Annotated in this window: 13 protein-coding genes and 1 riboswitch; of the genes, 9 read left to right on the forward strand and 4 right to left on the reverse strand. The window is 68.6% G+C overall.

Going from position 1 to position 12200, the window contains the following annotated elements:
- The first annotated feature begins 11 nt into the window (after nucleotides 1-11).
- From QSK25_RS31995 to QSK25_RS32010, 4 genes are all read left to right on the forward strand, one after another.
- The gene (locus QSK25_RS31995; protein ID WP_285643775.1) at nucleotides 12-662 is read left to right on the forward strand and encodes a TVP38/TMEM64 family protein; all 651 of its coding nucleotides are present in this window, start codon (nucleotides 12-14) and stop codon (nucleotides 660-662) included.
- Nucleotides 663-1165: 503 nt separating this feature from the next.
- Entirely contained in the window at nucleotides 1166-2755 is a 1590-nt protein-coding gene (locus QSK25_RS32000; protein ID WP_285643777.1) for a TROVE domain-containing protein, read from the forward strand.
- Nucleotides 2756-2833: 78 nt separating this feature from the next.
- Nucleotides 2834-3187: a winged helix-turn-helix transcriptional regulator gene (locus tag QSK25_RS32005; RefSeq protein ID WP_285643778.1), complete on the forward strand. Its 354-nt coding sequence runs from the start codon at nucleotides 2834-2836 to the stop codon at nucleotides 3185-3187.
- Nucleotides 3188-3218: 31 nt separating this feature from the next.
- Entirely contained in the window at nucleotides 3219-3833 is a 615-nt protein-coding gene (locus QSK25_RS32010) for a hypothetical protein (RefSeq protein ID WP_285643779.1), read from the forward strand.
- On the opposite strand, the gene QSK25_RS32015 is transcribed toward QSK25_RS32010, so the two are convergent.
- Together QSK25_RS32015 and gcvH are read right to left on the reverse strand one after the other, a co-directional pair.
- Complete coding sequence (locus QSK25_RS32015; protein ID WP_285643781.1) at nucleotides 3820-5184, reverse strand: L-serine ammonia-lyase; 1365 nt, start codon at nucleotides 5182-5184, stop codon at nucleotides 3820-3822. The two genes, QSK25_RS32010 and QSK25_RS32015, sit on opposite strands and share 14 nt — an antisense overlap.
- 32 nt (nucleotides 5185-5216) lie before the next feature.
- Nucleotides 5217-5600 (reverse strand): glycine cleavage system protein GcvH, encoded by a 384-nt coding sequence (gene gcvH, locus QSK25_RS32020; protein ID WP_285643784.1) that lies wholly within the window; start codon nucleotides 5598-5600, stop codon nucleotides 5217-5219.
- A gap of 61 nt (nucleotides 5601-5661) precedes the next feature.
- Nucleotides 5662-5755: riboswitch (glycine riboswitch) on the reverse strand.
- Nucleotides 5756-5979: 224 nt separating this feature from the next.
- On the opposite strand from gcvH, the gene ald reads away from it, so the two are divergent.
- Entirely contained in the window at nucleotides 5980-7092 is a 1113-nt protein-coding gene (gene ald / locus QSK25_RS32025; protein ID WP_285643786.1) for an alanine dehydrogenase, read from the forward strand.
- Between the two features lie 55 nt (nucleotides 7093-7147).
- Here the strand turns inward: ald and QSK25_RS32030 are convergent, their stop codons facing one another.
- The gene (locus QSK25_RS32030) at nucleotides 7148-7828 is read right to left on the reverse strand and encodes a TetR/AcrR family transcriptional regulator (protein ID WP_285643787.1); all 681 of its coding nucleotides are present in this window, start codon (nucleotides 7826-7828) and stop codon (nucleotides 7148-7150) included.
- 9 nt (nucleotides 7829-7837) lie between these two features.
- Nucleotides 7838-9286: an MFS transporter gene (locus QSK25_RS32035; protein ID WP_285643788.1), complete on the reverse strand. Its 1449-nt coding sequence runs from the start codon at nucleotides 9284-9286 to the stop codon at nucleotides 7838-7840.
- A 449-nt stretch (nucleotides 9287-9735) separates the two neighbouring features.
- Between QSK25_RS32035 and QSK25_RS32040 the strand changes: the two genes are divergently transcribed.
- From QSK25_RS32040 to QSK25_RS32055, 4 genes are read left to right on the forward strand one after another with little or no spacing between them, the layout of a single operon-like run.
- Nucleotides 9736-9918, forward strand: a complete 183-nt coding sequence (locus QSK25_RS32040) for a hypothetical protein (RefSeq protein WP_045312139.1) — start codon at nucleotides 9736-9738, stop codon at nucleotides 9916-9918.
- Nucleotides 9918-10355 carry a hypothetical protein gene (locus QSK25_RS32045; RefSeq protein ID WP_285643805.1) on the forward strand — a complete coding sequence of 146 codons (438 nt, stop codon included), beginning with the start codon at nucleotides 9918-9920 and terminating at the stop codon, nucleotides 10353-10355. The genes QSK25_RS32040 and QSK25_RS32045 overlap by 1 nt, the downstream gene beginning before the upstream one ends.
- A gap of 22 nt (nucleotides 10356-10377) precedes the next feature.
- Nucleotides 10378-11328 carry an ABC transporter ATP-binding protein gene (locus tag QSK25_RS32050; protein WP_285643807.1) on the forward strand — a complete coding sequence of 317 codons (951 nt, stop codon included), beginning with the start codon at nucleotides 10378-10380 and terminating at the stop codon, nucleotides 11326-11328.
- Entirely contained in the window at nucleotides 11325-12200 is an 876-nt protein-coding gene (locus tag QSK25_RS32055; protein WP_285643809.1) for a hypothetical protein, read from the forward strand. The genes QSK25_RS32050 and QSK25_RS32055 overlap by 4 nt, the downstream gene beginning before the upstream one ends.

Raw genomic sequence — 12200 nt, forward strand, 5'->3', positions numbered from 1 at the left:
ACCATCACCCGATGAGTTATGAGACGGGCGTTCGGTGGAAGTGGATACCGGCCGTCGTGCTCGGCTTCGTGCTGCTGAGCTGGATCGTGTTCGAGGCACTGGACCTCATCGACTTCGACGGGGTCGTCGCGTGGGTGCGCGGCATCGACCCGGTGTGGGCGGCGGTGGCGATCTTCGCCCTGCTCGTCGTGGACGTGCTGCTGCCCGTGCCGTCCACTCCGCTCATCGTGCTGGCGGGAACGGCACTCGGCCTGCCCTTCGGGCTGGCACTCGCGATCGTCGGATCCCTGGGTTCCTCCGCCGCAGGGTACGCCCTGGGGCGGTTCGCGGGCCCGTGGCTGGTGCGCCGGGTGGTGACCATCGAGGAACTGACCGAGATGCGGCGGTGGGGCCGTCAGTTCGGGCCGTGGTTCTTCGGCGTGGCGCGCGGAATCCCGATGATGGCGGAAACGGTGTCGGTGTCCGCCGGCGTGTCCAGGGTGTCGTTCCGGACCTTCATGGCGTTCACGCTCATCGGGACCATCCCGATTTGCGCCGCCTACGTGTTCGCGGGCTCCCAGGCCGACACGGTCGAACAGATCGTGATGATCAGCGCGGTCGGATTCCTGCTCACCGTCGGCCTCTTCTACCTGTTGCGCCGGCTCGTGAAGGCGGCGCCTTAAAAAACCCGTTGCGGGATGTGGTTGTATTGCAAGTGCGCCCGGTGCGCAGCAGAGGGTTACTTCTGGTGATTACTCAGGTTCGACTCCTGAGGCCGGCTCCGGCCGGTCTCAGCCCACCCCGGTGGGCCTGTCACCCTCGGCGATTTGATCTCGGGCGTCCAAAACTCCACACCGACCAGAATTAAATCGCTGGCGCGGCGTGGTTGCATAGAATCGCACCCGGTGCGAAGCAGAGGGATACTTCCCTTCCAAGGAATGGTCCACCCAAGGGCCACACTCCTTCTGCGGTTTGATCTCGGGAGCACACAACTTCACATGTGTCCGGTGCGAAGCAGAGGGCTACTTCCACTTTTAATGGGCAGGTTGCGGGTTCGAATCCCGTCGGCCGGGAAACCGGTCGTAGCTCAATCTGGCAGAGCAGCACGTTCCTTCCGCGACCTTGATCTCGGGCACATGTGATGTTTGTGGGCTCCCCTTTTGTTTGTTCCGAGGGGGAAGAGCCGATGGCGAAGTTCAACATCTTCCGCGCACGTCCGGCGGGCACCAGCCCTGTCGCCACGGCGGCGGTTCCGACGAGCGTCACCCACGAGGGCGCGCCCGGCTACGCGCGCGACACGAAGTCCGAGCTGTTCCTGCTCGCCGTGTCGAACATGGGCAGCGAGAACACCTTCTACGAGCCGAGCGGCCGCCGCGACGACCGCTACGCCCACCTCGTGCGCAAGGCCGCGCTGGAAGACCCGGAGTGGACCGCGCGCCTGCTGCAGTGGCTGCGGACCGAGGCGAACATGCGCACGGCCTCGCTGGTCGGCGCCGCGGAGTTCGTCCACGCCCGCCTCGCCGCGGAGTCCGACGCCGGCGTCGCCAACCGCGCCGTCATCGCCTCCGTCCTGCAGCGCGCCGACGAGCCGGGCGAACTCCTCGCCTACTGGACCGGCCAGCACGGCCGCCGCATCCCGAAGCCTCTCAAGCGTGGCATCTCCGACGCCCTCGGACGCCTGTACAACGAGCGCGCCGTCCTCAAGTGGGACAGCGACGCCCGCGGGTTCCGCATGCCCGACGTCCTGAACCTCGCCCACCCGACGCCCGCCGCACCGTGGCAGGGCGAGTTGTTCCAGTACGTCCTGGACCACCGCCGCTCGGCCGACGCGGCCGTTCCCGCGTCGCTACGCGTGATCGCGGCACGGCGTGAGCTGATGGCGTGGCCGGTGGAGCAGCGTCGTGCGCTCTTCTCACGCCCGGACGCGGCCGACGTGCTGCGCGGGGCCGGGATGACGTGGGAGGCCGTGTCCGGGTGGCTGCAGGGGCCGATGACCCGTGAGGTGTGGGAGGCACTCGCACCGTCCATGGGTTACATGTCGCTTTTGCGGAACCTCAGGAACTTCGACGAGACAGGCATGTCCGACGAGGTCGCGGCGGCTGTCGCGGCACGCCTGGCCGACCCCGGCCAGGTCGCGCGCTCGCGGCAGTTCCCGTTCCGGTTCCTGTCCGCCCACCAGGCGGCGCCGAGCCTGCGCTGGGGCCACGCCCTGGACCAGGCGCTGCAGGCGTCGCTCGCGAACCTGCCGGCACTGCCGGGCCGCTCGCTGATCCTGATCGACACCTCGGCGTCGATGTCGGGCGGCGCGTACTCGCGGCACTCGAAGGTCACGCCGGCCATGGCCGCCGCGGTCTTCGGCGTCGCGCTGGGCGCCAAGGGCGAGAAGGTGGACGTGGTCGGGTTCGCGGACGGCACGTTCCGGCACGACGTCCCGCGCGGCGCGTCGGTCCTCCGCGAGATCGACCGGTTCCTCGCGCGGATCGGCGAGGTCGGGCACGGCACCGCCATCGTCGAGTCGCTGAAGCGCTCGTACCGCGGGCACGACCGGGTGTTCATCATCTCGGACATGCAGACGATGGACGGCCACTACGGGCGGGGCGTCTCGGACGTCGTGCCGCGGCACGTGCCGGTCTACGGGTTCAACCTGAGCGGGTACCAGAACGCCGCGTACGCGACCGGCAAGGCGAACCGCCACGAGTTCGGTGGTCTTACGGACGCGACGTTCCGCCTTGTGCCCCTTCTCGAAGCGGGCCGGAACGCCACCTGGCCGTTCTGACGGGTGAGAGCTCTCCCTGACGCGGAGAGCTCTCACACTTACTTTCCGTTAGCGTTCTGACCAGGTACAATTCGTCTCATGGACTACGATGTGTTCGCGAAGGCGTGCCCGTCACGTCCCACGCTGGAGCACGTCACCGGCCGGTGGGGCAGCCTGACGCTGAGCGCGCTCGACGCAGGCCCGCTGCGGTTCAACGAGCTGCGCCGCCGTGTCGACGGGGTCAGCGAGAAGATGTTGTCCCAGACGTTGCAGGCGCTGGAGCGGGACGGGCTGGTTCACCGCGAGGCGCAGCACACCAACCCGCCGCGGGTCGACTACAGCCTCACGCCGCTCGGCCGTGAGACGGCGGTCAAGCTGTTGTCGTTGATCCACCACCTGGAGGCGTCGATGCCTCAGGTGCTCGACGCCCAGGCCGCCTACGACGCCCGATAATCCGCTTGTCCACGCTTCTTACGCTGGAGCGGTGAAGGGCTGCACGAGGTGCTGGCAACAGGAAGAGCTGGATCTGCTCGACGGGGATCCCGAGCTGCTGTCCGACAAGATCGTGCACAAGTTCGCGTGGGAGTCGACCGACCACTTCGACCGCGACGAGTACGAGCTCGCCTGGCGCAGGCTCGGGTACCGCGTGGTCCGGGTGCTGGAGCAGGATCCGGACGACAAGCTCACCGCAGGGTTGAAGTGGGCGCGGTTCGACAGCTGGCCCGAGGACGAGCAGACCGCGCTGCGCACGCTGGTCACCGACGTCGTCGTGCGGGCGGCCGGTGATCCGGAGCGCCGGTGGAAGCTGGACGAGCTCCTCCAGGCCGCCGCGCAGCTGGACCAGGACATAGCTCCGTGGCTGCGGCTCGCCGACACCTTCGAGGACGACGCCGTCGCCGTCCTTGCCGACACCTACGCGGATCTGTACGTGTACAGCGCTGGTCCGATGTCGTGGATGATGTGGGACGACAGCAACCAACCGATCCACGACTGGCTGCTCTCCCCGGCCCTGCGCGCCCGACTGTCCACGATCGACAGTCCGGACGCACAGGACGCGGTGAAGAACATCGATCTGATGATCGAGTTCAGCATTCGATGACGTTCACGGCGAGTCCGCCGCGCGCCGTCTCCTTGTACTTGACCGACATGTCCTTGCCGGTGTCCCGCATGGTCTTGATGACCTTGTCCAGCGACACGAAGTGCGAGCCGTCACCCCGCAACGCCATCCGCACCGCCGTGATGGCCTTGATGGACGCGACGGCGTTGCGCTCGATGCACGGGATCTGCACCAGGCCGCCGATCGGGTCGCACGTCAACCCGAGGTTGTGCTCCATGGCGATCTCGGCGGCGTTCTCGACCTGTTCGGGCGTGCCGCCGAGAACCTCGGCGAGACCGCCCGCAGCCATCGAACAGGCCGACCCGACCTCACCCTGACAGCCGACCTCGGCACCGGAGATCGACGCGTTCTCCTTGAACAGCACGCCGATCGCGCCCGCCGTCAGCAGGAACCGGACCACGCCGTCGTCGGAGGCACCCGGTACGAACTTCGTGTAGTAGTGCAACACCGCTGGAACGATGCCGGCCGCGCCGTTGGTCGGCGCGGTGACGACACGGCCACCGGCGGCGTTCTCCTCGTTGACCGCCAACGCGAACAAGGTCACCCAGTCCATGACGCGCAACGGGTCGGTGACGAAGTGCTCGCCCTCCAGGCGCTTGCGCATCTCGGCGGCGCGGCGGCGGACCTTCAGGCCGCCGGGCAGGGTGCCCTGCTCGGTGCAGCCGCGTTCGACGCACTCCTGCATGACGTGCCAGATGTGCAGAAGTCCTTCCCGCACTTCGGTTTCCGTGCGCCACGACAGCTCGTTGGCCATCATGATCTCGCTGATCGACAGGCCGGTCTCGCGGCAGCGCGCGAGGAGCTGGTCGCCGGTCAGGAACGGGTGCGGCAACGGGGTGGTGTCCGGCTTGATCCGGTCGGTGCCCGACGCGTTCTCGTCGACGACGAACCCGCCGCCGATCGAGTAGTAGACGGCGTGCTCGACCGACTTGCCGTCCGCGAACGCCTCGAAGCTCATCCCGTTGGGGTGCAACGGGAGTGACTTGCGGCGGTGCATGACGAGGTCGCGGTCGTGGGTGAACGCGATCTCGTGCGTGCCGCCGAGCCTCAGCCGACCGCTCGAGATGATCTCCTCGACGCGTTCGGCGGCGGCGGAGGGGTCGACCTCCTCGGGGAGGTTGCCCTCCAGGCCGAGGAACACGGCCTTCGGGCTGCCGTGGCCGTGGCCGGTCGCGCCGAGCGAGCCGAACAGCTGGACGTGCACGCGGTCCACGGTGGACAGCTGTGGGCCGAGCTTGTCGATGAACATCGCGGCCGCGCGCATCGGGCCGACCGTGTGCGAGCTGGACGGTCCGATGCCGACGGAGAACAGGTCGAAAACGCTGATCGCCACTGATCAGTCCTTCGTGGTGGGGCGGAGCGGAGTCAGTCGGTCTTGGTGAGCTCGGCGTACTTGGCCGCCGTGAGCAGGTTCTCGGCCGACTCGACGCGGACCTTGAACAGCCAGCCCTCGCCGTACGGGTCGTTGTTCACGATCGCCGGGTCCTGCACGACGGCGTCGTTGACCTCGATGACCTCACCGGTGACGGGCGAGAACAGGTCGCTGACGGACTTGGTGGACTCGAGCTCGCCGCACACGGAGTTGGTGACGACCTTGGCACCGACCTCGGGCAGCTGCACGTAGACGATGTCGCCGAGGGCGTCGGCGGCGTACTCGGTGATTCCGCAGGTCAGCGGGTCCTGGGTGCCCGGCGTCCAGTCGACCCACTCGTGTTCGACGGTGTAGAGCAGGTTCTCGGGGAACTCCACGGCGACTCCTCTGGCTGTGACGGGTCAGGACACTTGCGCCCCCTCCGCCGTGCAGAGTTGCCTACCCCGAGTGGTCTTGCTGCCTGAGAGTGTGCGGGAGCTTGCCCCTTCGGCGCCCCGACTCGAACGGTCGAGGTCTCTCCCACTCGGGTTCTGGCGCTGGCGCGCCGCGGCCGGTGTTCAGTTCTCGGCGCGAACGCTATGTGCGGCCCCCGCCGAGTGTCAACGCGGAACGGTCGAGTGGAACGCGAACAACGCTCAGGTCGCTCTGTCCTAACTGAACAACCAGGGGGTTACCGGATAGTGCTAGCTGCACAGTGACATGACCTTGCGACTGGCCCAGATTATGAGATGTCGGCCACCGAACGGAGGAGTCATCGTGCGGATCGCAGTTCCCCGCGAGATCAAGAACCACGAGTACCGCGTCGCTCTCACCCCTGCCGGTGCGCACGAGCTGACCAGCCGCGGCCACGACGTCTACGTCGAGCAGGGTGCCGGTCTCGGTTCCGCGATCACGGACGAGGAGTACCTCGCCGCGGGCGCCAAGATCCTCGCGACCGCCGACGACGTGTGGGCCGAGGGTGACCTGGTTCTCAAGGTCAAGGAGCCGATCGCCGAGGAGTACCCGCGCCTGCGTGCCGGTCAGACCCTCTTCACGTACCTGCACCTCGCCGCCGACAAGCCGCTGACCGAGGCGCTGCTGGCGTCCGGCACCACGGCCATCGCCTACGAGACCGTGCAGCTGCCGAACCGCGCGCTGCCGCTGCTCGCCCCGATGTCCGAGGTCGCGGGCCGCCTGGCCCCGCAGGTCGGTGCGTTCAGCCTGATGAAGCCCTCCGGCGGCCGCGGCGTGCTGCCCGGTGGCGTCCCCGGTGTCGCCCCGGCCCGCGTGGTCGTGATCGGCGGTGGCGTGGCGGGCGTCAACGCGGCCACCATCGCCGTCGGCATGGGCGCTGACGTGCAGATCCTCGACACCAACGTCGACCGCCTGCGCCAGATCGACGCCCAGTTCCAGGGCCGCCTGCGCACGCTCGCGTCCAACGCGTTCTCGGTGGAGCAGGCCGTCCGCGAGGCCGACCTGGTCATCGGCGCCGTGCTCGTCCCCGGTGCCGCCGCGCCGAAGCTCGTCTCGAACGCGCTGGTCGCCGACATGAAGCCGGGCTCCGTGCTCGTCGACATCGCGATCGACCAGGGCGGTTGCTTCGAGGACTCGCGCCCGACCACGCACGCCGAGCCGACCTACGAGGTCCACAACTCGGTCTTCTACTGCGTGGCGAACATGCCGGGCGCCGTGCCGCGCACCTCGACCTACGCGCTGACCAACGTGACGCTGCCGTACGCCGTCGCACTGGCCGACAAGGGCTGGACGCAGGCGCTGAAGGACGACCGTTCGCTCGCCCTGGGCCTGAACGTCCACGCCGGACAGCTCACCAACGGCCCGGTGGCCGAGGCGACCGGTCTGCCGCACACGCCGCTGGAGTCCGTGGTCTGAAAGCCAACTGAATGAATGAGGCCCCCGCACGCGTGGATCGCTGCGGGGGTTTCGCCTATCTGAGGGCCGCGACGCGCGCCTTGATGCCGTCGATCACGCAGTCCAGCCCGAACTCGAACTGCCCCTCCAACGACCAGATCTCCGGCTGGTCCAGCATCGTGACGTAGGTCGGGTGCTTCTCCCGGTACATGTCCGCGATCTTCGCGAGGTCCGGCGGCGGTGAGTCCATCCCGCCCCGGGCGGTGAAGTTGACCTCGGCGATCGCGTACCCGACCGCGAAGCTGGAGATCGTCGAGACCGACCGCGCCGCGCCGCCCAGCGACAGACCGGCCCGCAGCATCGGTTGCAGCATCGCGTCGCTCATCGCCACGGCCTTCGGGCCGATGCTGTTGAACTCGCCGATGCCGCGGATCCACCACGGGTGCTTGTGCGCGAGCTGACGCATCGCGTGCATCATCGCGCGCACAGCCTCCTCCCAGTCGTCCTCAGGACTCGGCAGCGGGAACTCGCCGTAGATCTCGTCGAGGCAGAGCTCGATCAGCGCGTCTTTCGTCGGCACGTGCCAGTACAACGACATGGGTGCCGCGCCGAGCGCCGCCGCGAGCTTGCGCATGGACAGCTTCTGCAGGCCGTCGGCGTCCAGCATCTCCATCGCCTTGCGCACGATGGCGTCCCGGCTCAGGCCGAGGGGCTGGCCGCTGCTGGGCCTGGGTTTCCCGAACCACACGCTGTCCACGTCGCGATCCTATGCACGTCGCAGCAGCACGCTGGCCACAACACCTCCCAGGAACACGGCGACAGCGCCGATGATCAGGCTGACGCTCATGCCGTTCGAGAACGCCTCGCGCACGACCGTGACGTCCGCACCGCTGTGCAACGCCTCCTGCAGCGAACGCCCCGACACGCCGTCCGGCAGTGCCGCGACGAACCGCGCCGACAGCAGCGCGCCCAGCACGGCGATGCCGAACGAGGACCCCAGTTCCGTCAGCGTGCCCGACAGCCCGGACGCGATGCCGGCGCGTTCCGGCGGGATCGACCCCATCAGGGCGTTGACCGCAACGGGTTGCGACACACCGACTCCGACGCCGATCAGTACCAGTCCGGCCAGCGTCGGCGGGTAGGTGTCGCCGATCGACAGCAGCAGCACGCCGCCCGCGACGATCGTCATGCCCAGCACCATCGCCCGGCCCGCGCCGAGCTTCATCACGAGCTGTCCCAACGTGTTGCTGGTGACGAGCAACGCGATCGCCATCGGCGCCACGCGCACACCCGCCTCCAGCGGGCTGTACCCCAGCACGCCCTGGAGGTGTTGCGTCAGAAGGAAGAGCGAGCCCGCCATGCCGAACGCCGCGAGCACCCCGGACGCCACCGCGCCGGTGAACCGGCGGTTCCGGAAGAACCCGAGGTCCAGCATCGGCTCGGCGGTGTGCCGTTCCCACAACGCGAAGCCGGTCATGGTGACGAGCCCGATCGCCACCGGCACGCCGAACTCGGCCGAGCCGAACCCGTGCTCCGGTACCTCGATCACCGCGTACACGATCGACACCATGCCGACGATCGACAGGATCGAGCCGAGCACGTCGGGCCTGCGCACGGTCGGGTCCTTCGACTCCGGCACCAGGAACGCGACGGCCGCGATCGCGAGGAGCGCCACCGGCACGTTGATCAGGAACACCGAGCCCCACCAGAAGTGCTTGATCAGCGCGCCGCCGATGACCGGCCCGGCCGCGAAGCCGAGGCTCGTGACGGCGGCCCAGATGCCGATGGCCTTCGGGCGTTCCCGGTCGTCGAACAACTGCATCAGCACGGCCAGCGTGCCCGGCATCAGCACCGCGGCGCCGATCCCCATGAACCCGCGGGCCGCGATCAACGCCTCGGACGAGCCCGCGTAGGCCGCGACCGCGCTGCCAGTGCCGAACAGCACCAGGCCGACCAGCAACGCGCGCTTGCGGCCGAACCGGTCGCTCAACGACCCGGTCGTGAGCAGCAGGCCCGCCAGCGCGAGCGAGTAGGCGTTGATCATCCACTGGATGTCGGCGGTGCTCGCGTCCAGGCCGGTGGAGATCGACGGGATCGCCACGTTCAGCACGGTGTTGTCGAGCACCACGACCATCACGGACAGGCACAGCACGCCGAGCACGGCCCAGCGTTGCGGGTGCGGGTGCACCACGGCCTTCTCGGTCGTCGAAGTCATCGTTCCTCCCCCTTACGGTGTACGAGGAACTTACAGCGTACGAGACCCCTGGGCACAAGTCTTTTACGCTCAGACCAGAACGAGGGTTCGCTTCAGACGCGAAGAAGTTTCAATGGGCCCGGGGGCTCGGGGGGTCCCCCCGAGCAACACTGCGGGCTCCGGCGAAATTGGTCGAAGACCAATGAGCACCGGAGCCCGCCACGTAAAGGGCGGCCGCGCTCAACCAGCCTGGGGGTCACTGGGAGCGGGGCCGCCGTCACCAAATATAGCGGGCCTTGGCGGGGCGCGCCCAGCACCCCCGCCGAAACGCGACCCAAAAGTTTCCCCGAGTGGACCACTGCCCGTGTCCGGCCCGTCCAGCAAACGAGTGAATTCCGAGTCGCGCGGTGCGGCGAGCAGGGGGTTCGGCCGATGAAGACGGAGTCGGGTGTCCCTCGAAGGGAGATTCCATGGCTGAACCACAGGGATGGATCCACTGCCACGACCCGTTCGGTCGCGACAGATCGATGACCGTTCTGGTGGAGAACGACCGGGTTCTGCTGGTCACGCCTCCTGGCGAGACAGCTGTGATGTCCGCCACCCAGACGCGTCGGCTGGGCTCTTTGCTCGACCAGGCCACGGCGAAGATGTGATGGACGAGACCCTGCGCGACGCGGTGCTGCAACGCCTGGCACTGCTGGACAAGGTCGCTGAGCACGGAGAAGCCGAGGCACTGGTCCCGTTGGCCCGCGCGGAGATCCACCGCCTCGCGGACGGCTGGCGCCTGCTGCTGACGGTGCACCAGCCCGACGAGGACGGCCGGTGCAAGGCGTGTCCCGGCTGGTTGCGCCGCCGCCGGTGGCCGTGCCAGGTCTGGAACATGGCGCACCAGCACCTCATCGGGGAAGGGCTGCCGCACCGCGAACGGCGGCGGCCGTTGCGCAACCCCTTCACTCGATCAGGTGTCATCGAACTGCCGGAGGAGACCCCTGCGGAGATGACGACCGAACTCCCGGTCGTGGCGGCGGAACCGCCGGTCGTGCACCGCGCGCCCGTCGTGTCCCGGCCCAAGCACGCCTTGCCGGACTGATCGTTCAGGCAGGATGGGCCGCATGCATGACGGCAGCGGCCTCATAGCGGTCCAGAACCTGACCAAGCACTTCGGTCCCGTGGCCGCGGTGCAGAACCTGAGCTTCACCGTGTCACCCGGCAGCGTGACGGGCTTCCTCGGCCCGAACGGCGCGGGCAAGACGACGACCCTGCGCATGCTGCTCGGTCTCGTGCGGCCCACCTCCGGCACGGCGACGATCAACGGACGACCGTTCCACCAGCTCGGCCGGCCCGGTCGCGTGGTCGGCGCGGTGCTCGAGGCGCAGGGTTTCCACCCGCGTCGCACAGCGCGCAACCACCTGCGGGTCTACACGGCGGCGATCGGCGTGCCCGACGCGCAGGCCGACCAGGTGCTCACCCTGGTCGGCCTCGGGTCGGCCGCCGACCGGTCCGTCGGCGGGTTCTCGCTCGGCATGAAGCAACGGCTCGCCGTCGCCACGGCGTTGCTCGGCGATCCGCAGGTGCTGGTGCTCGACGAGCCGGCGAACGGCCTCGACCCCGAGGGCATCGCGTGGCTGCGCAACTTCCTGCAGTCGTTCGCGCGGATGGGCCGCACGGTGCTGATCTCCAGCCACCTGCTGGCGGAGGTCGAGCAGACCGTCGACCAGGTCGTGATCGTCTCGCGCGGGCAGACCGTCTACTACGGGCCGTTGGAGCAGCTCCGCCAGCAACAACAACGCCGCGTGCTCGTGCAGCCGTCGGACATCGGTGCGCTCGCGGGCGCGTTGCAGGCGGAAGGCGTGACGGCGATCGAGCAGCTGCCGGACGGGCGGCTCGCCGTGTCCGGGGTGGACTCGAAGCACGTCGCGGACTGCGCGTTGCGGGCCGGCGTGTCGATCTACGGCATCCAGGAGGAGCAGGTCGACCTGGAACAGCTCTTCTTCCGGCTCACCAGCGGCCAGTACGCCGGGCACGTGCCGGCGCCGTACCAGCAGGGTGGGTGGGCTCGATGAACGACCTCGTGCAGGCGGAGCTCCGCAAGATCACGACCACGGGCCTGTGGTGGGGCCTGCTGATCCCGACGGTGCTGGTGGCGCTGGGCGGCGGGCTGCTGTCCGGCGGCTTCGGCCAGCTGATGATCGAGTTCACCACGTCCGCGGAGGCCGAGCAGCTCTCCGACGTGCTCGGGGTGACGCCGGACCAGTGGAAGTTCTCGTTGCTGGGCATCGGCAGGACGATCAACATCGTCACGTTGTTCCCGCTGGTGTTCGGGGCGATGGCGGTCGCGAACGAGATCGGCACTCGGACGATCACCACGACGTTCCTGACGGCGCAGAACCGTGCGCAGGCGATGCTGGCGAAGCTGCTGGTCTACGCGCTCTGGGGCGCGATCTACGGCATCGCGACCATCGCGGCCGTGGCGCTCGGCGTGGTGCTCACGAGCGGTTCCAGCCAGATGCCGGGAATCGGCGACTGGGCGATGCTCGCGCTGGCGTGCGTGCTCGCGTCGATCCTGATGACGATGTTCGGCGTCGGCCTGGGCGCGCTGCTCCCGAACGCGGCGGGCGTGGTCGTGCTGCTGATCATGTACTTCCTGGTGATCGAGAACGCGGTGCAGTTCGGGTTGCGGCTCTCGGGCACGCCGGAGACCGTCGTCGGGTTCCTGCCGAACGGCTCGGTGAACGGGCTCACCGGCTCGGTCGTGGTCGACCTGTTCATGGCGAAGGCCGGGGTCGTGCCGGAGGAGGGCATCGACTTCCTGCGGATCATCGCGGGTGCCGGTGGCGCGCAGGCGTGGTGGCTGTCCGGGCTGATCTTCTTCGCCTGGGTCGCGGCCTCGTTCGGCGGCGGCTGGGCCCGGATGACCCAGAAGGACATCACCTGA

It is taken from the genome of Lentzea sp. NBRC 102530 (genome assembly GCF_030269365.1).
Lineage (GTDB): Bacteria > Actinomycetota > Actinomycetes > Mycobacteriales > Pseudonocardiaceae > Lentzea.